20 protein-coding genes and 2 tRNA genes are annotated in these 22469 nt (G+C 60.4%); 19 read left to right on the top strand and 3 right to left on the bottom strand.

Going from position 1 to position 22469, the window contains the following annotated elements:
* Positions 1–12 precede the first annotated feature (12 nt).
* Positions 13–537, bottom strand: a complete 525-nt coding sequence (locus KHO53_RS06815; protein ID WP_010222962.1) for an outer membrane protein assembly factor BamE — start codon at positions 535–537, stop codon at positions 13–15.
* Positions 538–634: 97 nt separating this feature from the next.
* Between KHO53_RS06815 and fur the strand changes: the two genes are divergently transcribed.
* On the top strand, positions 635–1039 hold the full coding sequence (gene fur, locus KHO53_RS06810) for a ferric iron uptake transcriptional regulator (protein ID WP_010222963.1): 405 nt from the start codon (positions 635–637) through the stop codon (positions 1037–1039).
* Positions 1040–1129: 90 nt separating this feature from the next.
* On the opposite strand, the gene recN is transcribed toward fur, so the two are convergent.
* The gene (gene recN / locus KHO53_RS06805; protein ID WP_010222964.1) at positions 1130–2803 is read right to left on the bottom strand and encodes a DNA repair protein RecN; all 1674 of its coding nucleotides are present in this window, start codon (positions 2801–2803) and stop codon (positions 1130–1132) included.
* A gap of 231 nt (positions 2804–3034) precedes the next feature.
* Between recN and grpE the strand changes: the two genes are divergently transcribed.
* From grpE to KHO53_RS06765, 8 genes are all read left to right on the top strand, one after another.
* Entirely contained in the window at positions 3035–3589 is a 555-nt protein-coding gene (gene grpE / locus KHO53_RS06800) for a nucleotide exchange factor GrpE (protein ID WP_213570125.1), read from the top strand.
* A 101-nt stretch (positions 3590–3690) separates the two neighbouring features.
* Complete coding sequence (dnaK, locus tag KHO53_RS06795) at positions 3691–5607, top strand: molecular chaperone DnaK (RefSeq protein ID WP_010222966.1); 1917 nt, start codon at positions 3691–3693, stop codon at positions 5605–5607.
* Between the two features lie 210 nt (positions 5608–5817).
* A complete protein-coding gene (dnaJ, locus tag KHO53_RS06790; RefSeq protein ID WP_010222967.1) occupies positions 5818–6942 on the top strand; it encodes a molecular chaperone DnaJ in 1125 nt (374 codons plus the stop codon).
* A gap of 13 nt (positions 6943–6955) precedes the next feature.
* A complete protein-coding gene (dapB, locus tag KHO53_RS06785) occupies positions 6956–7759 on the top strand; it encodes a 4-hydroxy-tetrahydrodipicolinate reductase (protein WP_010222968.1) in 804 nt (267 codons plus the stop codon).
* Between the two features lie 336 nt (positions 7760–8095).
* Positions 8096–9232 carry a glutamine-hydrolyzing carbamoyl-phosphate synthase small subunit gene (gene carA, locus KHO53_RS06780; RefSeq protein WP_100782758.1) on the top strand — a complete coding sequence of 379 codons (1137 nt, stop codon included), beginning with the start codon at positions 8096–8098 and terminating at the stop codon, positions 9230–9232.
* A 106-nt stretch (positions 9233–9338) separates the two neighbouring features.
* Positions 9339–12560, top strand: a complete 3222-nt coding sequence (gene carB, locus KHO53_RS06775) for a carbamoyl-phosphate synthase large subunit (protein WP_036996921.1) — start codon at positions 9339–9341, stop codon at positions 12558–12560.
* On the top strand, positions 12557–13039 hold the full coding sequence (gene greA / locus KHO53_RS06770; RefSeq protein WP_010222971.1) for a transcription elongation factor GreA: 483 nt from the start codon (positions 12557–12559) through the stop codon (positions 13037–13039). Before carB ends, greA begins: the two co-directional genes overlap by 4 nt.
* A complete protein-coding gene (locus tag KHO53_RS06765; RefSeq protein WP_174242310.1) occupies positions 13017–13463 on the top strand; it encodes an MFS transporter in 447 nt (148 codons plus the stop codon). Before greA ends, KHO53_RS06765 begins: the two co-directional genes overlap by 23 nt.
* A gap of 12 nt (positions 13464–13475) precedes the next feature.
* Here the strand turns inward: KHO53_RS06765 and yhbY are convergent, their stop codons facing one another.
* On the bottom strand, positions 13476–13784 hold the full coding sequence (gene yhbY, locus KHO53_RS06760; RefSeq protein ID WP_010222973.1) for a ribosome assembly RNA-binding protein YhbY: 309 nt from the start codon (positions 13782–13784) through the stop codon (positions 13476–13478).
* A gap of 100 nt (positions 13785–13884) precedes the next feature.
* On the opposite strand from yhbY, the gene rlmE reads away from it, so the two are divergent.
* From rlmE to nusA, 10 genes are all read left to right on the top strand, one after another.
* Positions 13885–14508 (top strand): 23S rRNA (uridine(2552)-2'-O)-methyltransferase RlmE, encoded by a 624-nt coding sequence (gene rlmE, locus KHO53_RS06755; RefSeq protein WP_010222974.1) that lies wholly within the window; start codon positions 13885–13887, stop codon positions 14506–14508.
* 212 nt (positions 14509–14720) lie between these two features.
* On the top strand, positions 14721–16628 hold the full coding sequence (gene ftsH / locus KHO53_RS06750) for an ATP-dependent zinc metalloprotease FtsH (RefSeq protein ID WP_010222975.1): 1908 nt from the start codon (positions 14721–14723) through the stop codon (positions 16626–16628).
* Positions 16629–16636: 8 nt separating this feature from the next.
* Positions 16637–17488, top strand: a complete 852-nt coding sequence (gene folP / locus KHO53_RS06745) for a dihydropteroate synthase (RefSeq protein WP_213570124.1) — start codon at positions 16637–16639, stop codon at positions 17486–17488.
* Positions 17489–17504: 16 nt separating this feature from the next.
* Positions 17505–18845, top strand: a complete 1341-nt coding sequence (gene glmM / locus KHO53_RS06740; protein WP_010222977.1) for a phosphoglucosamine mutase — start codon at positions 17505–17507, stop codon at positions 18843–18845.
* 66 nt (positions 18846–18911) lie between these two features.
* Positions 18912–19667 (top strand): triose-phosphate isomerase, encoded by a 756-nt coding sequence (gene tpiA / locus KHO53_RS06735; RefSeq protein ID WP_010222978.1) that lies wholly within the window; start codon positions 18912–18914, stop codon positions 19665–19667.
* 3 nt (positions 19668–19670) lie between these two features.
* Positions 19671–20057 carry a preprotein translocase subunit SecG gene (secG, locus tag KHO53_RS06730; RefSeq protein ID WP_010222979.1) on the top strand — a complete coding sequence of 129 codons (387 nt, stop codon included), beginning with the start codon at positions 19671–19673 and terminating at the stop codon, positions 20055–20057.
* Positions 20058–20076: 19 nt separating this feature from the next.
* Positions 20077–20162, top strand: a tRNA-Leu gene (locus KHO53_RS06725).
* A gap of 97 nt (positions 20163–20259) precedes the next feature.
* Positions 20260–20336 (top strand) — tRNA-Met (locus KHO53_RS06720).
* Between the two features lie 129 nt (positions 20337–20465).
* Entirely contained in the window at positions 20466–20924 is a 459-nt protein-coding gene (rimP, locus tag KHO53_RS06715) for a ribosome maturation factor RimP (RefSeq protein ID WP_010222980.1), read from the top strand.
* Positions 20925–20983: 59 nt separating this feature from the next.
* Positions 20984–22465 carry a transcription termination factor NusA gene (gene nusA, locus KHO53_RS06710; RefSeq protein WP_010222981.1) on the top strand — a complete coding sequence of 494 codons (1482 nt, stop codon included), beginning with the start codon at positions 20984–20986 and terminating at the stop codon, positions 22463–22465.
* The last annotated feature ends 4 nt before the right edge of the window (positions 22466–22469 follow it).

Here is a 22469-nt window from a genome sequence, read left to right as displayed (position 1 = left end):
CGCGCTGCAGGCTTACTGCGGCGAGGTGTCCAGTGGTTCTGGCACCGGTACCGGGATCACTTCGATGGTGTCCACGTCTTTCTGGATGGTGGCTTCCAGCGAGCCTGGCTTGGCAGGTTTTTCCTGCGCTGCGGGTTCGGTGCTGCCGGTCGGGCTAACCGTGGTATCGCCGCTGCCACCGAGGATTTCCTGGTCGCGGCTGACACCCGGCATGAAGTCGCCGGACAGGCTGGCGAGCTGATCGTTCTCGTTGAAGAAGATGCTCATGCGCTCCTGTTGGCGCTCACCGCCGCCAGGCTGCAGGCTGTACAGGTAATCCCAGCGATTGGTGTGGAAGGTATCCTGGATCAGCGGATTACCCATGATAAACCTTACTTGCCGACGGGTCATTCCGGGGCGCAATTGGTCTATCATGTCTTGCGTGACGACATTGCCCTGCTGGATGTCGATTTTGTAAACCCCGGGGAACGAGCAACCGGCGAGTGCGAGCAGTCCCACGAGGGTGAGGCTGGTTAGCAAGAGCTTGGTGTTTTGCATCGGTGGGCGACTTCCACTATCTTGGCTGGACAACGTAAACCCCGATCATACCCGTATTCAGAGAAGCTGCGAAGCAGCATCGGCGAGAAAGCTGACCATGGTTGAAAATAGCGAACTGCGCAAAGCCGGTCTCAAGGTGACACTGCCTCGAGTGAAAATTCTACAGATGCTCGACTCTACCGAGCAGCGTCACATGAGTGCTGAGGATGTCTACAAGGCGCTGATGGAGGCAGGCGAGGACGTCGGTCTGGCCACGGTTTACCGTGTTCTGACCCAGTTCGAAGCCGCTGGCCTGGTCGTGCGCCATAACTTCGATGGCGGTCACGCCGTGTTCGAGCTGGCTGACGGTGGTCACCACGATCACATGGTCGTAGTCGACTCCGGCGAAGTCATCGAGTTTTTTGACGCTGAAATCGAGAAGCGCCAGAAGCAAATCGTGGAAGAGCACGGCTTCGAGCTGGTTGACCACAATCTGGTTCTGTACGTACGCAAAAAGAAGTAAGCAATTATTACATTGCTGCATAAGTACTGAAGGCGACCCTGGGGTCGCCTTCGTGCTTTCTGGTGGCTTGCTTTATATAGCTGCGCGCGCTCAGGCCTTGCTGGTAACCACCATCTTGCGTGCGTGGGCCAGGGATTCCTTGGTCAGGTCGATGCCACCGAGCATGCGTGCGACCTCTTCTACACGCTCGCGCTTGCCCAGGTTGGCCACGGCGGTATGGGTGGCATCGCTGTCACGTACTTTATGCACGAACAGGTGATGGTGGCCCTGGGCAGCGACCTGCGGCAGGTGGGTTACGGTCAGCACCTGGCCGCGCTCGCCCAGGCGGCGTAGCAATTGACCGACGATCTCTGCCGTTGGCCCGCCGATACCCACGTCGACTTCGTCGAACACCAGGGTCGGGATACGCGAGGTCTGTGCGGTGATCACCTGGATCGCCAGGCTGATCCGCGACAGCTCGCCACCGGAAGCAACCTTGGCCAGGGCCTTGAGCGGCTGCCCGGGGTTGGCGCTGACCAGCAGCTCGACCTGTTCCAGGCCCTGGGGTTGCAGTTCGTCGCTGCTGTTGGCGCGCAACTCGATGCTGAAGCGGCCACCCGGCATGCCCAGGCGCTGGATTTCCTGCTCCACCGCACTGGCCAGCTGGCTGGCGGCGTGCTGGCGCAAGGCGCTCAGTTCGCCAGCCTTGTCCTGGTAATGGCGGGCATAGGCGGCCAGTTCTTCCCCCAGGCGCTCGATCGATTCGTCGTTGGCGTTGAGGTTTTCCAGCTCTTCCATCAAGCGCTGCTGCAGGCTGGCCAGCTCGGTGGGGTGCACCCGGTGCTTGCGAGCAAGGGTATAAATAGTATCGAGGCGCTCTTCGAGCTGTTGCAGGCGCGCCGGGTCGGCATCGAAGTTGTCGAGGAAGCGGTTCAGCTCACCGACGGCTTCCTCGACCTGGATCTGTGCGCTGGCGATCATGCTGGCGGCTTCACCCAGGGCCCTGGGCGCGTTGTGCACGGCGGTCAGGCGGTTGAGGCTGGCAGTCAGGGCGTTGAGGACGTTGCCCGAATCGTTTTCGCTGCAGTGGTCGATGACCTGGCGGCAGATGCCGAACAACGCTTCGGCATTGGTCAGGTTCTTGTGTTCCTGCTCCAGCAGCTCCAGTTCGTTTTCACCCAGGCCGAGGTTGTCCAGTTCTTCGAGCTGGTAGCTGAGCAACTGGTGCTGCGCGCGCTGCTCATCGCCGGAGTTGGACAGCCGTTCCAGCTCCTGGCGGGTCTGGCGCCAGCGCTGGGCCGCCAGCTGTACCTGGCGGGCCAGGTCGGTGGCGCCGGCGTATTCGTCGAGCAGGCGGCGGTGGGTGTCGGTTTTCAGCAGCGACTGGTGCTCATGCTGGCTGTGGATGTCGATAAGCAGCTCGCCCAGGGCCTTGAGGTCGCCGAGCGGGCAGGGCGTGCCGTTGATGTAGCCACGGCTGCGGCCTTCGGCGGTGATCACCCGGCGCAGGATGCACGGGCCGTCGCTGTCGAGGTCGCGCTCGGCCAGCCAGGTGCGCGCCTCGGGGATATCTTCCAGGTCGAAGGTGGCGAGGATGTCGGCCTTGTCGGCCCCGGGGCGCACCACGCCGCTGTCGGCGCGATCGCCCAGGGTCAGGCCCAGGGCGTCGAGCATGATCGATTTGCCGGCCCCGGTTTCACCGGTGATGACGCTCATCCCGCGGGCGAGCTCGAGGTCCAGGTGTTCGACAATGGCGTAGTTGTGTACGGACAGGTGCACCAGCATTGGGGCGGCTCCCAGGCGTTAGGTCTGGTTATTTATACAGTGTTTTCAAATCCGCTGACAATGCTGATGTTTAGTTCGATTTGGTTATCAGGGCGCGGTTCTGATTGCGCTGGGTTATGAGCGAATGTGAGCAAGCTGTCTTGAAGGCCCTTGAACCTGGATTTTGCGACCCCATATAGCCGGCAGAAGCGCGAGTCATGCTCGCAGACCTTATTCGAGAGGAGAGATTTTATGGCTGACGAACAGCTGGATGAACAGAATCTGAACGCCGAAGCGACTGGCGACCAAGATCTGAGCGCCCGCGTGCAGGTGCTCGAAGAGCAGCTGGCGGCGGCCCAGGATCAATCCCTGCGCACCGCCGCCGACCTGCAGAACGTGCGCCGCCGCGCCGAGCAGGACGTAGAAAAGGCGCACAAGTTCGCCCTGGAAAAATTCGCCGGTGACCTGCTGCCGGTCATTGACAGCCTCGAGCGCGGCCTGGAGCTGTCCAGCGCGGACGACGAGAGCATTCGCCCGATGCGTGAAGGCATCGAGCTGACCCTGAAAATGTTCCACGACACCCTCAAGCGCTACAACCTCGAGGCCATCGACCCGCACGGCGAACCGTTCAATGCCGAGCACCATCAGGCGATGGCCATGCAGGAAAGCGCCGAAGTCGAGCCCAACAGCGTGCTCAAGGTGTTCCAGAAGGGCTACCAGCTCAACGGTCGCCTGCTGCGCCCGGCCATGGTCGTGGTCAGCAAGGCCCCGGCAGCGGTTACGCCGTCGATTGACGAGCAGGCTTGAAATCGTTTCCGGCGCCCCCATCTAGGTGTCAAGCATTCAAGTATTACCGCAGTTAGCCACCACTGCTGCGGCAACCAAATTCAAGTTTCGGGAGAGTTAACATGGGTAAAATCATCGGTATCGACCTGGGGACCACCAACTCCTGCGTCTCCATTCTGGAAAACGGCAACGTCAAGGTCATCGAGAACGCCGAAGGCGCTCGTACCACGCCGTCGATCATCGCCTACGCCAACGATGGCGAAATCCTGGTTGGCCAGTCGGCCAAGCGCCAGGCGGTCACCAACCCGCACAACACCCTGTACGCGGTCAAGCGTCTGATCGGTCGTCGCTTCGAAGAAGAAGTGGTGCAGAAAGACATCCAGATGGTTCCGTACAAAATCGTCAAGGCTGACAACAGCGACGCCTGGGTTGAAGTGAACGGCCAGAAAATGGCACCGCCACAAATCTCGGCTGAAATCCTGAAAAAGATGAAGAAAACCGCCGAAGACTACCTCGGCGAGCCAGTGACCGAAGCGGTGATCACCGTTCCGGCCTACTTCAACGACAGCCAGCGTCAGGCCACCAAAGACGCCGGCCGCATCGCCGGCCTGGACGTCAAGCGGATCATCAACGAACCAACCGCGGCTGCCCTGGCCTACGGCATGGACAAGGCCAAGGGCGATCACACCGTGATCGTTTATGACCTGGGTGGCGGTACCTTCGACGTTTCGGTCATCGAAATCGCCGAAGTCGATGGCGAGCATCAGTTCGAAGTGCTGGCCACCAACGGCGACACCTTCCTCGGTGGTGAAGACTTCGACATCCGCCTGATCGACTACCTCGTCGACGAGTTCAAGAAAGAAAGCGGCATGAACCTCAAAGGTGACCCGCTGGCCATGCAGCGCCTGAAAGAAGCCGCTGAAAAGGCCAAGATCGAGCTGTCCTCGAGTCAGCAGACCGACGTCAACCTGCCGTACATCACTGCAGACGCTACCGGTCCTAAGCACCTGAACGTGAAGATCTCCCGCGCCAAGCTGGAATCGCTGGTAGAAGACCTGGTTCAGCGCACCATCGAGCCATGCCGCATCGCCATGAAAGACGCCGGTATCGACGTCAGCAAGATCGACGACGTGATCCTGGTCGGCGGTCAGACCCGTATGCCGCTGGTGCAAAAAGCTGTTACCGACTTCTTCGGTAAAGAAGCCCGTAAAGACGTCAACCCGGACGAAGCGGTTGCCATGGGTGCTGCGATCCAGGGTGCGGTACTGGCCGGTGACGTCAAAGACGTACTGCTGCTGGACGTCAGCCCGCTGACCCTGGGTATCGAAACCATGGGTGGCGTGATGACCGCGCTGATCGAGAAGAACACCACTATCCCGACCAAAAAGTCGCAAGTGTTCTCGACTGCCGATGACAACCAGGGCGCCGTGACCATTCACGTGCTGCAAGGTGAGCGCAAGCAGGCAGCACAGAACAAGTCCCTGGGCAAGTTCGACCTGGCCGACATTCCACCAGCACCACGTGGCGTGCCGCAGATCGAAGTGACCTTTGACATCGACGCCAACGGCATTCTGCACGTAGGCGCCAAGGACAAGGCTACTGGCAAGACCCAGTCGATCGTGATCAAGGCCAACTCCGGCCTGTCTGATGAAGAAATTCAACAGATGATCCGCGACGCTGAAGCGAACTCGGAAGAAGACCGCAAGTTCGAAGAGCTGGCCACTGCCCGTAACCAGGGTGATGCACTGGTTCACTCGACTCGCAAGATGGTCGCTGACGCCGGTGACAAGGTTACTGCCGACGAGAAGACTGCGATCGAAGCTGCCGTGGTTGCCCTGGAAGCCGCCATCAAGGGCGACGACAAGGCTGCCATCGACGCCAAGGTCGAAGAGCTGTCGAAGGTTTCGGCTCCGGTTGCCCAGAAGATGTACGCCGAGCAGTCGGCTGAGCAGCCTAAGGGCGGCGCTCAGCAGGCCGAGCCGGAAGCCAAGCATGACGACGTTGTCGATGCTGAGTTCGAAGAAGTCAAAGACAAGTAATTGCTACAGGTTGTCGGCCAATTGACTGTTTTTTGATGGTTGGCTGGTAGGATGTCGCCGCGCGGGGGCTTGCTCCCGCGTTGGCGTGTCTGCAATACCCGAATTTTTACAGCATCTGTCAGCCGCCCGGAGGGTGGGTGAGGCGGGTGCTGGCGGCACAGCGCGGAATGCGCAGAGGTTTGCCGAACGTCCTCAAGAGTGCAAAGACTTATGGCAAAGCGTGACTATTACGAAGTTCTGGGAGTTGAGCGCGGCTCCAGTGAAGCGGATCTGAAGAAAGCCTACCGCCGTCTGGCGATGAAGCATCACCCGGACCGTAATCCTGATGACAAAGCGTCGGAAGAGAAATTCAAGGAAGCCAACGAGGCTTACGAAGTGCTCTCCGATGCCAGCAAGCGTGCGGCCTATGACCAGTATGGTCATGCCGGCGTGGATCCGAGCATGGGTGGCGGCGGTGCCGGTTTCGGCGGCGCGAACTTCTCGGATATCTTCGGTGATGTGTTCAGCGATTTCTTCGGCGGCGGCCGTGGTGGTTCGCGTGGTGGCGCCCAGCGTGGCAGCGACCTGCGTTACACCCTGGAGCTGAACCTGGAAGAAGCCGTGCGCGGTACCACGGTCAACATCCGTGTGCCGACGCTGGTCAACTGCAAGCCGTGTGACGGTTCCGGGGCCAAGAAAGGCTCGTCGCCTTCGACCTGCCCGACCTGTGGCGGTATTGGCCAGGTGCGCATGCAGCAGGGCTTCTTCTCGGTCCAGCAGACCTGCCCGCGTTGCCACGGCCAGGGCAAGGTCATCACCGATCCGTGTGATTCGTGCCACGGCGAAGGCCGCATCGAAGAGTACAAGACGCTTTCGGTCAAAGTCCCGGCTGGCGTCGATACCGGCGACCGTATTCGTCTGTCCGGCGAAGGCGAGGCTGGTTCCCAGGGTGGCCCGACTGGCGACCTGTACGTTGTGATCAACGTGCGTGAACACTCGATTTTCCAGCGCGACGGCAAGCATCTGTACTGTGAAGTGCCGATCAGCTACACCGATGCCGCCCTGGGTGGCGAGCTGGAAGTGCCGACCCTTGATGGTCGGGTCAAGCTGAAAATCCCGGAAGGCACCCAGACCGGCAAGCAATTCCGTCTGCGTGGCAAGGGTGTGGCGCCGGTTCGCGGTGGTGGTGCCGGTGACCTGATGTGCCGGGTCGCGGTGGAAACCCCGGTCAACCTCAGCCGTCGTCAGCGCGAGCTGCTCGAAGAGCTGCGTGATTCGCTGGAAGGCGACAGTTCCCATTCGCCGAAAGCCAATGGCTGGTTCGAAGGCGTGAAGCGCTTCTTCGGCGATCTGTAAGAAGGAGTAGGGCATGCGACGTATAGCGGTAATGGGCGCGGCAGGGCGCATGGGCAAGACCCTGATCGAAGCTGTGCAGCAAGCCCCGGGTGCCGGTTTGACCGCGGCGATCGATCGCCCGGACAGCTCGCTGGTCGGCGCCGATGCTGGTGAACTGGCGGCGCTGGGCCGGATTGGCGTGCTGCTGTCCGACGACCTGGCCAAGGTCGCCGACGAGTTCGACGTGCTGATCGACTTCACTCACCCGTCGGTGACCCTGAAGAACCTGGCGTTCTGCCGCAAGGCAGGCAAGGCGATGATCATCGGCACCACCGGTTTCTCTGCTGAAGAGAAGCAGTTGCTGGTCGAGGCGGGCAAGGACATTCCGATCGTCTTTGCCGCCAACTTCAGCGTTGGCGTCAACCTCAGCCTGAAGCTGCTGGACATGGCTGCGCGGGTGCTGGGCGATGACGTGGATATCGAGATCATCGAGGCTCACCACCGGCACAAGGTCGATGCGCCGTCGGGTACCGCGCTGCGCATGGGTGAAGTGGTTGCCAATGCGCTGGGTCGTGACCTGCGGGAAGTGGCGGTGTATGGCCGTGAAGGCCAGACCGGTGCGCGTGATCGCCAGACCATCGGCTTCGCCACCGTGCGTGCTGGCGATGTGGTCGGTGATCACACCGTGCTGTTCGCTGCTGAAGGTGAGCGCCTGGAGATCACCCACAAGGCCTCCAGCCGCATGACCTTCGCCAGGGGTGCGGTACGTGCCGCCCTGTGGCTGGACGGGCGCGAGCCTGGCCTGTACGACATGCAGGACGTGCTCGACCTGCGTTGATCGCTGTTCAGGGGCCGCTGCGCGGCCCATCGCTGGCAAGGCCAGCTCCCACGGGAATTGCGCCATGGCTGCAATTCCTGAGTCTCAGTGGCTCCTGTGGGAGCTGGCTTGCCAGCGATGCTTTTCCATTCCCGCGACGCCCTGTCGCATTCCTGCGCCTTTCAGGCACTTAAGTGGTAGACCAAAAAAGCGTTTTTCTGTAAGCTACAGCTTTAGTGTGTCCACTAAAAGCGCGCAGATAATTCGACGAAGAAAGCGGGGTGACGTGTCTATACGTCATTCCGCTTTTTTGCAACCTGCGATCGCCCCTTCAGGCTAGATTTACGGGAGGTCTTCTTGACTAAGCCAGCCATACTCGCCCTTGCTGATGGCAGCATTTTTCGCGGTGAAGCCATTGGAGCCGACGGTCAGACCGTTGGTGAGGTGGTGTTTAACACCGCAATGACCGGCTATCAGGAAATCCTGACTGACCCTTCCTATGCGCAGCAAATCGTTACCCTGACGTACCCGCACATCGGCAACACCGGCACCACGCCGGAAGACGCCGAATCCGACCGCGTCTGGTCGGCTGGTCTGGTGATTCGCGACCTGCCTCTGATCGCGAGCAACTGGCGCAACAAGCAATCCCTGCCTGATTACCTCAAGGCCAACAACGTGGTGGCGATCGCGGGTATTGATACCCGTCGCCTGACCCGCATCCTGCGTGAGAAGGGCGCGCAGAACGGCTGCATCCTGGCCGGCGACAACATCAGCGAAGAGGCGGCAATCGCCGCTGCTCGCGGTTTCCCGGGCCTGAAGGGCATGGACCTGGCAAAAGTCGTCAGCACCAAGAGCAGCTACGAATGGCGCTCCAGCGTCTGGGAGCTGAAGACCGACAGCCACGCCACCATTGAAGCCGCCGAGCTGCCGTACCACGTGGTGGCCTACGACTTCGGCGTCAAGCTGAACATCCTGCGCATGCTGGTTGCCCGCGGCTGCCGTCTGACCGTAGTGCCGGCGCAAACCCCGGCCAGCGAAGTCCTGGCGCTCAATCCTGATGGCGTGTTCCTGTCCAACGGCCCTGGCGATCCGGAGCCTTGCGACTACGCGATCCAGGCGATCAAGGACATCCTCGAAACCGAGGTCCCGGTGTTCGGCATTTGCCTGGGTCACCAGCTGCTGGCCCTGGCCTCCGGTGCCAAGACCGTGAAAATGGGTCATGGTCACCACGGCGCCAACCACCCGGTCCAGGACCTGGACACCGGTGTGGTGATGATCACCAGCCAGAACCACGGCTTTGCGGTTGACGAAGCGACCCTGCCGGGCAACGTGCGTGCCATCCACAAGTCGCTGTTCGACGGTACCCTGCAGGGTATCGAGCGTACCGACAAGAGCGCGTTCAGCTTCCAGGGCCACCCTGAAGCCAGCCCGGGCCCGACCGACGTCGCGCCACTGTTCGACCGTTTCATCGATGCCATGGCCAAGCGCCGCTGAGCATCTGGCGAGAAGGCCCTGGACCGGTGCAAGCCGCGTTCAGGTGCCGCCCCCAAGATTGTTCAATGCGGCTTGCCGACTGACCTGCGGAATTGAGTGACAACCCATGCCAAAACGTACAGACATTAAAAGCATCCTGATTCTCGGCGCTGGCCCGATCGTGATCGGCCAGGCCTGCGAATTCGACTACTCCGGCGCCCAGGCGTGCAAAGCCCTGCGCGAAGAGGGCTATCGCGTCATCCTGGTGAACTCCAACCCGGCGACCATCATGACCGACCCGGCCATGGCTGATGCGACCTACATCGAACCGATCAAGTGGCAGACCGTTGCCAAGATCATCGAAAAAGAGCGCCCTGACGCGCTGCTGCCGACCATGGGTGGCCAGACTGCCCTGAACTGCGCCCTGGACCTGGAACGCGAAGGCATCCTGGAAAAGTTCGGCGTGGAAATGATCGGCGCCAACGCCGACACCATCGACAAGGCTGAAGACCGTTCGCGATTCGACACCGCCATGAAGGCCATTGGCCTTGAGTGCCCGCGTTCCGGTATCGCCCACAGCATGGAAGAGGCCAACGCGGTCCTCGAGAAGCTCGGCTTCCCGTGCATCATCCGTCCGTCCTTCACCATGGGCGGCACCGGTGGCGGCATCGCCTACAACCGTGAAGAATTCGAAGAAATCTGCGCCCGTGGTCTGGACCTGTCGCCAACCAAGGAACTGTTGATCGACGAATCGCTGATCGGCTGGAAAGAGTACGAGATGGAAGTGGTCCGCGACAAAAAGGACAACTGCATCATTGTCTGCTCAATCGAAAACTTCGACCCGATGGGTGTGCACACCGGTGACTCGATCACCGTGGCGCCGGCACAGACCCTGACCGACAAGGAATACCAGATCATGCGCAACGCCTCGCTGGCGGTGCTGCGTGAAATCGGTGTCGAAACCGGCGGTTCCAACGTGCAGTTCGGTATCTGCCCGGACACCGGCCGCATGGTCGTGATCGAAATGAACCCACGGGTGTCGCGTTCCTCGGCCCTGGCGTCGAAAGCCACCGGCTTCCCGATCGCCAAGATCGCCGCCAAGCTGGCTGTCGGTTACACCCTCGACGAACTGCAGAACGACATCACCGGCGGCCGTACCCCGGCGTCCTTCGAGCCGTCGATCGACTATGTCGTCACCAAGCTGCCACGTTTCGCCTTCGAGAAATTCCCGAAAGCCGACGCCCGCCTGACTACCCAGATGAAATCCGTGGGTGAAGTCATGGCCATCGGCCGGACCTTCCAGGAGTCGCTGCAGAAAGCCCTGCGCGGCCTTGAAGTCGGCGTGAGCGGCCTGGACCCGAAAGTCGACCTGGCCAGCCCTGACGCTGCCAGCATCCTCAAGCGCGAGCTGACCGTACCGGGCGCCGAGCGCATCTGGTACGTCGCCGACGCCATGCGTTCGGGCATGACCTGCGACGAAATCTTCGCCCTGACCGGTATCGACCACTGGTTCCTGGTGCAGATGGAAGACCTGATCAAGGACGAAGAGAAGGTCAAGACCCTGGCCCTGTCGGCGATCGACAAGGACCTGATGCTGCGCCTCAAGCGCAAGGGCTTCTCCGACCAGCGCCTGGCCAAGCTGCTGGGCATCACCGACAAGAACCTGCGTCGTCACCGTCACAAGCTGGAAGTGTTCCCGGTCTACAAGCGCGTTGACACCTGCGCGGCCGAGTTCGCCACCGATACCGCCTACCTGTACTCGACCTATGAGGAAGAGTGCGAGGCCAATCCGTCGACCCGCGACAAGATCATGATCCTGGGTGGCGGCCCTAACCGTATCGGCCAGGGCATCGAGTTCGACTACTGCTGCGTACACGCGGCACTGGCCCTGCGTGAAGACGGTTACGAGACCATCATGGTCAACTGCAACCCGGAAACCGTCTCCACCGACTACGACACCTCCGACCGCCTGTACTTCGAGCCGCTGACCCTGGAAGACGTGCTGGAAGTGGTTCGTGTCGAGAAGCCGAAAGGCGTGATCGTCCACTACGGCGGCCAGACCCCGCTGAAACTGGCTCGTGCCCTGGAAGAAGCCGGCGTGCCGATCATCGGTACCAGCCCGGACGCCATCGACCGCGCCGAAGACCGCGAGCGTTTCCAGCAGATGGTTCAGCGCCTGAATCTGCTGCAGCCACCAAACGCCACCGTGCGCAGCGAAGACGAAGCCATCCGCGCCGCCGGCATCATCGGCTACCCGCTGGTTGTGCGCCCGTCCTACGTACTGGGCGGCCGCGCCATGGAGATCGTCTACGAGCTGGACGAGCTCAAGCGTTACCTGCGTGAAGCGGTGCAAGTGTCCAACGACAGCCCGGTGCTGCTCGACCACTTCCTCAACTGCGCCATCGAGATGGACGTGGATGCGGTCTGCGACGGCACCGACGTGGTGATCGGCGCAATCATGCAGCACATCGAGCAGGCCGGTGTTCACTCCGGTGACTCGGCGTGCTCGCTGCCACCGTACTCGCTGCCGGCCCATGTTCAGGACGAAGTCCGCGAACAGGTCAAGAAAATGGCCCTGGAACTGGGCGTTGTCGGCCTGATGAATGTGCAGCTGGCCCTGCAGGGCGACAAGATCTACGTGATCGAAGTCAACCCGCGCGCCTCGCGCACCGTGCCGTTCGTCTCCAAGTGCATCGGCACTTCGCTGGCGATGATTGCCGCGCGGGTCATGGCCGGCAAGAGCCTCAAGGAAATCGGCTTCACCAAGGAAATCATTCCTAACTTCTACAGCGTCAAGGAAGCGGTGTTCCCGTTCGCCAAGTTCCCGGGTGTTGACCCGATCCTCGGCCCTGAGATGAAATCCACCGGTGAGGTCATGGGTGTCGGCGACAGCTTCGGTGAAGCGTTTGCCAAGGCCCAGATGGGCGCCAGCGAAGTGCTGCCGACTGGCGGTACCGCGTTCATCAGCGTGCGTGACGACGACAAGCCACAAGTGGCTGGCGTTGCCCGCGACCTGATCGCCCTGGGCTTCGAAGTGGTCGCCACCGTCGGTACCGCCAAGGTCATCGAAGCGGCTGGCTTGAAAGTGCGTCGCGTGAACAAGGTGACCGAAGGTCGTCCGCACGTGGTCGACATGATCAAGAACGACGAAGTGTCGTTGATCATCAACACCACCGAAGGTCGCCAGTCGATTGCCGACTCCTACTCGATTCGTCGCAATGCGTTGCAGCACAAGATTTACTGCACCACCACCATTGCGGCCGGTGAAGCCATCTGCGAAGCGCTGAAGTTTGGTCCTGAAAAGACCGTTCGCCGCTTGCAGGATCTGCATGCAGGACTCAAAGCATGAGCATTACCAAATACCCGATGACCGTCCAGGGCGCTCGCGCCCTGGAGGAAGAGCACCTGTTCCTGAGCAAGACCGAGCGTCCGCGCCTGAGCCAGGCCATTGGTGAGGCTCGCGAGCTGGGCGATCTCAAGGAAAACGCCGAGTACCACGCTGCCCGCGAAGAGCAGGGGATGGTCGAGGCGCGTATTCGCGATATCGAAGGCCGTCTGCAGAACTCGGTCGTGATCGACGTCACCACCATTGCCCACACCGGCAAGGTGATCTTCGGCACCACCGTGGACCTGGAAAACACCGAGACCGGCGAGCAGGTGACTTACCAGATCGTTGGTGAGGACGAAGCCGACGTCAAGCAGGGCAAGCTCTCGGTCGGTGCTCCGATCGCCCGTGCCATCATTGGCAAGGAAGAGGGTGATGCCGTGGTGATCAAGACGCCAAGCGGTACGGTCGAGTACGAGATTGTCGAAGTCAAACACATCTGACCGTCGCCGGGGCTTTGCTGCCGCCCCGGCAATCTGGCAGCTGACCCAGGTACTCTGGGTTGGCGGCCTGTGGATGCTGCATTTCGGTCTGCTGCCGGCGTTGGGCCAGATTGGCCTGGCGCCGCTGTTGATCGAGGATATCGGTAGCCTGATGGCATCGTTGCTGGTGGCGTTTGCGGCGTTTTGCGCAGGCGTGCAGGCGCTGGTGCTGATTCAGGCGCAGGGCCTGTCCAGTCTGTGGCGGGACATGCGGGGGCAGTTGTTGTCGATGGTGATGCTGGCGTGCGTGGTGTATTTCGCGTTGCGCGTGGGCATGCCGGGGGAACTGCGCTGGCAGCTGTTCTGTTACCTGGTGCTGGGCCTGACCGGCTTGCTGCTGGTCATGCAGCCCGTGCCGGGCAGGGCGCGCAAGGCGCGCCACTGACCGGGGCGAACATCACTTGTAACGGTGGATGTTCGACAACTGCTTGTTCGGTTGCGGATTGCGGCGATAGATCAGCGCCTTCTTGCCGATGGTCTGTACCAGTTCGGCGCGGCCGGCCTTGCACAGCGCGGCAATTGCGGCGGCACGCTCTTCGCGGTCTTCGGAGCGAATCTCGACCTTGATCAGTTCGTGATCGACCAGGGCGCGTTCGAGTTCGGCGATAACCCCTTCAGTCAGCCCATTGCCTGCCACAATCAGAACTGGTTTCAGGTCGTGGCCAATGGATTTGTACTGTTTCTTCTGCTCGTTATTGAGCGGCATAATCTGACCCTTTGTCTGATTCTGTAAAAATGGCGGCCATTTTACCCGAGGGCCCGTGGATCCGCCCAGTTAATCACGACCCTTATCATCGAGGTGCCCAATGGCGCGTTCCAAGACAAGCCTTGGCTGGCTGAAAGAACACTTCAACGATCCTTACGTTAAAAAGGCGCAAAAGGACGGTTATCGCTCGCGTGCGAGCTACAAATTGCTGGAAATCCAGGAAAAGTACCGGATTATCCGCCCTGGTATGAGCGTCGTCGACCTGGGTGCGGCCCCGGGCGGCTGGTCGCAGGTGACCAGTCGTCTGATTGGTGGTCAGGGGCGTTTGATCGCTTCCGACATCCTGGAAATGGACAGCATTCCTGACGTTACCTTCATCCAGGGGGACTTTACCCAGGACGAAGTGCTGGCGCAGATCCTCGAGGCGGTGGGTAATTCGCACGTAGACCTTGTGATTTCCGATATGGCCCCCAATATGAGTGGTACGCCTGCCGTGGATATTCCCAAGGCCATGTTTCTCTGTGAGCTGGCCCTTGATCTGGCGACCCGGGTGCTCAAGCCGGGTGGTGATTTCCTGATCAAGATTTTCCAGGGCGAAGGGTTTGACGTATACCTCAAGGACGCTCGTCAGAAATTCGACAAGGTCCAGATGCTCAAGCCTGATTCTTCGCGGGACCGCTCCCGCGAACAGTACTTGCTGGCGAGGGGTTACCGCGGCGAGTAGGGCGTCAGGCCGGCGGCTTTCAGGGTATCCGATAGTTTTTTCCAATCGGCTCTCCTGCCTGACCTGGATGAACATCGTGTAGTCTAGGTTTCACAAAGGGTTACAGACGGCGCCTGCAGATGTGTAGGTTATGTAGTAAGTTAAGCCGGTGAATATCATGCGAGGCACGGCTGCGCCGTCAGCCGGCTTCAGAGGGTAGCTAATTGAACGATATGGCAAAGAACTTGATCCTGTGGTTGATCATCGCGGCTGTCCTGGTGACAGTGATGAACAACTTCTCCAGCCCGAATGAGCCGCAGACCCTCAACTATTCCGACTTCATTCAGCAGGTCAAGGATGGCAAGGTCGAGCGCGTTGCGGTCGACGGCTACGTCATTACCGGTAAACGTACCGATGGCGACAGCTTCAAGACCATCCGTCCGGCCATTCAGGACAACGGCCTGATCGGTGACCTGGTCGACAACCACGTCGTGGTCGAAGGCAAACAGCCAGAGCAGCAGAGCATCTGGACCCAACTGCTGGTCGCCAGCTTCCCGATCCTGGTCATCATTGCCGTATTCATGTTCTTCATGCGCCAGATGCAAGGCGGTGCCGGTGGCAAGGGCGGGCCGATGAGCTTCGGCAAGAGCAAGGCGCGCCTGCTGTCCGAAGATCAGGTGAAAACCACCCTGGCCGACGTTGCCGGCTGCGACGAAGCCAAGGAAGAAGTCGGCGAGCTGGTCGAATTCCTGCGCGATCCGGGCAAGTTCCAGCGCCTGGGCGGTCGTATTCCTCGCGGTGTACTCATGGTTGGCCCGCCAGGTACCGGTAAGACCCTGATAGCCAAGGCTATTGCCGGCGAAGCCAAGGTGCCGTTCTTCACCATCTCCGGTTCCGACTTCGTCGAGATGTTCGTCGGTGTCGGTGCCAGCCGTGTTCGCGATATGTTCGAGCAGGCCAAGAAACACGCACCGTGCATCATCTTCATCGACGAGATCGACGCCGTCGGTCGCCATCGTGGCGCCGGCATGGGTGGCGGTCACGACGAGCGCGAGCAGACCCTCAACCAGTTGCTGGTTGAGATGGACGGCTTCGAAATGAACGACGGAATCATCGTCATCGCCGCGACCAACCGTCCGGACGTCCTCGACCCGGCGCTGCTGCGTCCAGGCCGCTTCGACCGTCAGGTCGTCGTTGGCTTGCCGGATATCCGCGGTCGTGAGCAGATCCTCAAGGTACACATGCGCAAGGTGCCGATTGGCGAGAACGTCAATCCAGCCGTGATTGCCCGTGGTACTCCAGGCTTCTCCGGTGCCGACCTCGCCAACCTGGTCAACGAGGCGTCGCTGTTCGCTGCCCGTGGTGGCAAGCGCGTCGTCGAGATGAAAGAGTTCGAACTGGCCAAAGACAAGATCATGATGGGCGCCGAGCGCAAGACCATGGTCATGTCCGAGAAAGAGAAGCGCAATACCGCCTTCCACGAAGCCGGCCATGCCATTGTTGGCCGTGTGGTGCCCGAGCATGACCCGGTGTACAAGGTCTCGATCATTCCGCGTGGCCGGGCACTGGGTGTCACCATGTTTCTGCCGGAGGAAGACCGTTACAGCCTGTCCAAGCGCGCACTGATCAGCCAGATCTGCTCGCTGTACGGTGGCCGTATCGCCGAAGAGATGACCCTGGGCTTCGATGGCGTCACCACCGGTGCCTCCAACGACATCATGCGTGCCAGTCAGATCGCCCGCAACATGGTCACCAAGTGGGGCCTGTCGGAAAAACTCGGTCCGCTGATGTATGCCGAAGAAGAGGGTGAGGTGTTCCTGGGCCGCAGTGCCGGTTCCCAGCACGCCAGTGTCTCCGGTGAGACCGCCAAGCTGATCGACTCGGAAGTACGCAGCATCATTGACCAGTGCTACGCCACGGCCAAGCAGATCCTCACCGAAAACCGCGACAAGCTCGACGCCATGGCCGATGCGCTGATGAAGTACGAGACCATCGATGCCGATCAGATCGACGACATCATGGCTGGTCGCGAGCCACGCGAGCCGCGTGACTGGGAAGGTGGATCGGGCACTCCAGGCGCCTCTGCTCCGCAGAGCGATCGCCCTGAGTCGCCGATCGGCGGTCCAGCGGCGCAAGTCTAAGGGCACATATGACTTCACAGCAGTACCCGACCCGGTTGCCTTGCGGCAACCGGGTTCTTGATTTGTCCCGTACCCATGTCATGGGTATCCTCAATATCACCCCCGATTCCTTCTCCGATGGCGGCCGCTTCACCCAGCGTGACGCAGCCTTGCGCCACGCCGAAGCGATGGTGGCTGCCGGTGCGACCCTGGTCGATGTCGGTGGCGAGTCCACTCGCCCCGGCGCGCGTGCGGTGTCGGCGCTTGAAGAGCTGGAGCGCGTCGCGCCGATCGTCGAAGCGATCAATCGTGAGCTGGATGTGATCATCTCGGTCGATACCTCGACGCCAGCGGTTATCCGCGAATCGGCCAGGCTCGGTGCCGGGCTGATCAACGATGTGCGCTCGCTCAGCCGTGATGGTGCCCTGGATGCCGCAGCAGCCACCGGCTTGCCGGTGTGCCTGATGCATATGCGTGGCGAGCCGGGCGACATGCAGGACAATCCGCATTACGAGGATGTCACCGCCGAGGTGGCGAACTACCTTGAAGAGCGTATGGCTGCGTGTGCGGCAGTCGGCATCGAAGCCGGGCGGATCATCCTCGATCCAGGCTTCGGCTTCGCCAAGACCCTGGCGCACAACCTCAGCCTGTTCAAGCACATGGAAGCACTTTACCGGTTGGGGCGTCCCTTGCTGGTAGGTGTTTCGCGCAAGAGCATGATCGGCCTGGCCCTGGGCCGCCCGGTCGGAGAACGGCTCTATGGCAGCCTTGCCCTGGCTGCGCTGGCGATGGCCAAGGGCGCGAGCATATTGCGCGTTCACGATGTCGCCGAAACCGCCGATGTAGTGCGGATGATTGCTGCGGTGCAAACCGCCGAATAAGAGTGATGGAGCATCTATGAGCAGAAAATATTTTGGTACCGACGGTATTCGTGGCCGTGTCGGCGAATACCCCATCACCCCTGACTTCATGCTCAAGCTTGGCTGGGCGGCGGGCATGGCCTTTCGCAGGCAGGGTGCCTGCCGGGTACTGGTCGGCAAAGACACGCGAATTTCCGGTTACATGTTTGAATCGGCGCTTGAGGCCGGGCTGTCAGCGGCGGGCGCCGATGTGATGTTGCTCGGGCCGATGCCGACCCCGGCCATCGCCTACCTGACCCGTACCTTCCATGCCGAAGCGGGCATCGTTATCAGTGCTTCGCACAATCCCCATGACGACAACGGCATCAAGTTCTTCTCCGGGCAGGGTACCAAGCTGCCGGACGAAGTCGAGCTGATGATCGAGGAACTGCTCGACCAGCCGATGACCGTGGTCGAATCGAGCAAGCTGGGCAAGGTCTCGCGCATCAACGATGCGGCTGGGCGTTACATCGAATTCTGCAAGAGCAGCGTACCGAGCAGCACTGATTTTGCCGGCCTCAAGCTGGTGGTCGACTGCGCCCACGGCGCTACCTACAAGGTCGCGCCGAGCGTGTTCCGCGAATTGGGTGCTGATGTCACCGTGCTCTCAGCGCAGCCTGATGGCCTGAACATCAACGAGAACTGCGGTTCGACCCACATCGAGTCGCTGCAGGCGGCGGTGCTGGTGGGCCATGCCGACCTCGGCATCGCCTTCGACGGCGACGGTGACCGGGTGCTGATGGTCGATCACACCGGCGCCATCGTCGATGGCGACGAGCTGCTGTTCATCATCGCCCGTGACCTGCATGAGCGCGGCAAGCTGCAGGGCGGGGTGGTGGGCACCCTGATGAGCAATCTGGGGCTGGAGCTGGCCCTGAAGGATCTCGACATCCCGTTCGTGCGCGCCAAGGTTGGTGACCGCTACGTGATGGCCGAGCTGCTGGAGCGCGACTGGGTCATCGGTGGCGAGAACTCCGGGCACGTGGTGTGCTGTAACCACACCACCACCGGTGATGCGATCATCGCCGCGCTGCAGGTGCTGATGGCACTCAAGCGCCGCGAAGAAACCCTGGCGCAGGCCCGTCAGGCCCTGCGCAAGTGCCCGCAGGTGCTGATCAACGTGCGCTTTGGTGCGAGCAAGGTCGACCCGCTGGAGCATCCAGCGGTCAAGGACGCCAGTGCCAAGGTTACCGAGGCGCTGGCCGGTCGTGGCCGTGTGCTGCTGCGCAAGTCCGGGACAGAGCCTCTGGTGCGGGTAATGGTCGAAGGCGAGGATGAAAATCAGGTTCGCGGCCACGCCGAAGCCCTGGCAAAACTGGTAAGTGAAGTTTGCGTTTGAATTACGCTTGCCAGAGATGATCGGGTTGGGTAACATCTGCGCCCTCTTTGACCGACGAGGTACAGCATGCGTCGCCCTATGGTAGCTGGTAACTGGAAGATGCACGGTACCCGCGCCAGCGTCGCTGAGCTGATCAAGGGCTTGAGTAATCTCGCCCTGCCGAGCGGTGTCGAGGTCGCGGTGTTTCCCCCCGCCCTGTACATCAATCAGGTAATTGATGGCGTACAAGGCAAGGCGATCGCCGTCGGCGCTCAGAATTCTGCGGTACAGCCTGAGCAGGGCGCACTGACCGGTGAAATTGCACCGAGTCAACTGGCCGAGGCAGGTTGCGAACTGGTACTGATTGGGCACTCCGAGCGCCGCCAGATCATTGGCGAGAACGACGAAGTCCTCAATCGCAAGTTCGCTGCGGCACAGGCTTGTGGTTTGAAGCCGGTGCTCTGTGTAGGGGAAACCCTCGAAGAGCGCGAAGCGGGTAAAACGCTTGAGATTGTCGGGCGTCAGCTGGACAGCGTCATCGAAGCGTTCGGTGTCGAAGTCTTCGCCAGTGCGGTGATTGCCTATGAGCCTGTATGGGCCATCGGCACAGGGCTGACGGCCTCGCCACAGCAGGCTCAGGATGTGCATAAGGCCATTCGCGAGCAGCTGGCGGCAAAGAACCCGGAAGTCGCAGCGAGTGTGCGGCTTCTATACGGCGGCAGCGTGAAGGCGGCCAATGCGGCTGAACTGTTCGGCATGCCGGATATCGATGGGGGCCTGATTGGTGGGGCTTCCCTGAACGCAGACGAATTCGGTGCAATTTGTCGCGCCGCAGGAAACTGAAAAATGCTGGAAACAGTGATCGTTGTTTTGCATCTGTTGGGCGCGCTGGGTTTGGTAGTGCTGGTGTTGCTGCAACAGGGTAAAGGTGCGGAAGCGGGTGCATCTTTCGGCGCAGGTGCTTCAAATACTGTGTTCGGAAGCCAAGGTTCTGCTACCTTTCTGAGTAAGTTTACTGCTATACTAGCTGCCTCTTTCTTCTTAACTGCTCTTGGGTTAGGATACTTTGCTAAGGAGAAAGCTCAAGAGCTGACTCAAGTAGGGTTGCCAGATCCAGCGGTCTTGGAAGTGAAGCAGCAAAAACCGGCAACAGATGATGTACCGGTGCTCCAAGAGCAGAAGAGCGAAGCCACTAAGACTGGCGATGTTCCTCCCGCTCAAGAGCAGAAGTAACGGGTTTCAAAGTAGTATTGCCGAGGTGGTGGAATTGGTAGACACGCAACCTTGAGGTGGTTGTGCCCATAGGGTGTAGGGGTTCGAGTCCCCTTCTCGGTACCAATTGAAACAAGACAGCCCGCTACAGCGGGCTTTCTTGTAGGTGGAGGTTAGATTGACCCTGTCGGGGTTCGGTCGTATACTTTCGCCCCAGCTTTGTCGCGGGGTGGAGCAGTCTGGTAGCTCGTCGGGCTCATAACCCGAAGGTCGTTGGTTCAAATCCAGCCCCCGCAACCAGTTTCAGCGGAGCCCCTTTTGCAGGGGCTTTTTCTTGGCTGAACAGTCATAACGCCGGTATTCAACGGCGTATCAGGGATGGGCGCTTTGCCCATTTTTTATTTGCATAGCATGCACGAGGGGGTTCAGGTGTCGAGCAAGCTAGAACAGTTGCAGGCCTTGTTGGCCCCGGTGGTCGAGGCTCTTGGCTATCAATGCTGGGGGATCGAATTCATCTCTCAAGGCAAACATTCGGTCCTGCGGATTTACATCGATAAAGAAGATGGCGTGCTGGTTGATGACTGCGCAAAAGTCAGTCACCAGGCCAGTGCGATCCTCGATGTCGAAGACCCGATTACGTCCGAATATACCCTTGAAGTGTCCTCTCCTGGCATGGATCGCCCGCTGTTCACCTTGGAACAGTTTGCTTCGCATGCCGGCGAACAAGTGAAGATCAAGCTGCGTACGCCCTTTGAAGGTCGTCGTAACTTTCAGGGCCTTCTCCGTGGCGTGGAGGATCAGGATGTTGTGGTCCAGGTAGACAACAACGAATTCCTGTTGCCGATCGATTCGATCGACAAGGCCAACATTATTCCCAGTTTTGACTGAGACGTGCCGGATCCCGCGGACCGCGCGGATCCAATGGCTTGCGAAAGGCGAGGCGTACGATGAGCAAAGAAGTACTGCTGGTTGTTGAGTCGGTATCCAACGAAAAGGGCGTACCGGCCGGCGTGATTTTTGAAGCGCTGGAAGTGGCTCTGGCCACTGCAACCAAAAAACGTTTTGACGACGAAGTCGACCTGCGTGTGGAAATCAACCGCCACACCGGTAGCTACGAAACCTTCCGTCGCTGGACTGTCGTCGAAGAAAAGGATCTGGACGATCCGGCGATCGAAGTGTGGCCAGCGAAGATTCAGGACACCCATCCTGAAGCTAAAGTCGGTGACGTGATCGAAGAGAAGATCGAGTCGATCGAGTTCGGCCGCATTGCCGCCCAGACCGCCAAGCAAGTCATCGTCCAGAAGGTCCGTGAAGCCGAGCGCGCTCAGGTGGTAGATGCCTACCGCGAGCGTCTGGGCGAGATCATCTCCGGTACCGTCAAGAAGGTCACCCGTGACAATGTCATCGTTGACCTGGGCAACAACGCCGAAGCGTTGCTGGCCCGTGAAGACATCATCTCCCGCGAGACTTTCCGTGTGGGTGTGCGCCTGCGTGCACTGCTCAAGGAAATCCGCACCGAGAACCGCGGCCCGCAGTTGATCCTGTCGCGTACCGCGCCACAGATGCTGATCGAACTGTTCCGCATCGAAGTGCCGGAAATCGCCGAGGGCCTGATCGAAGTCATGGCCGCGTCCCGTGATCCGGGTTCGCGCGCCAAGATCGCCGTGCGCTCCAAGGACAAACGCATCGATCCGCAAGGTGCCTGTATCGGCATGCGCGGTTCGCGTGTCCAGGCCGTGTCCGGCGAACTGGGTGGTGAGCGTGTGGATATCGTCCTCTGGGACGACAACCCTGCACAATTCGTCATCAACGCCATGTCGCCGGCTGAAGTCGCGGCGATCATCGTCGATGAAGATGCCCACGCCATGGACATCGCGGTGGGTGCCGACAACCTGGCCCAGGCGATTGGCCGTGGTGGCCAGAACGTGCGCCTGGCCAGTCAGTTGACCGGCTGGACCCTGAACGTGATGACCGAATCGGACATCCAGGCCAAGCAGCAAGCTGAAACCGGTGACATCCTGCGCAACTTCATCGACGAGCTGGAAGTCGACGAAGAGCTGGCACAGGTGCTGGTCGATGAAGGCTTCACCAGCCTGGAAGAGATTGCCTACGTACCGCTGGAAGAAATGCTCAACATCGACGGCTTTGACGAAGACATCGTCAACGAGCTTCGTGCTCGCGCCAAGGATCGCCTGTTGACCAAAGCCATCGCTACTGAGGAAAAGCTGGCAGACGCCCATCCGGCCGAAGACCTGCTCTCGCTTGAGGGTATGGACAAGGATTTGGCGATGGAACTGGCGGTGCGCGGCGTAGTTACCCGCGAAGACCTGGCCGAGCAGTCGATTGATGACCTGCTCGACATCGACGGCATCGACCAAGAGCGTGCCGGCAAGTTGATCATGGCCGCCCGAGCCCACTGGTTCGAGTAATTAG

The sequence above is a fragment of the Pseudomonas sp. RC2C2 genome (assembly GCF_018390435.1).
In the GTDB taxonomy this organism is placed as follows: Bacteria; Pseudomonadota; Gammaproteobacteria; order Pseudomonadales; family Pseudomonadaceae; genus Aquipseudomonas; species Aquipseudomonas donghuensis.
This window is presented reverse-complemented; position numbering and strand designations above follow the sequence as displayed.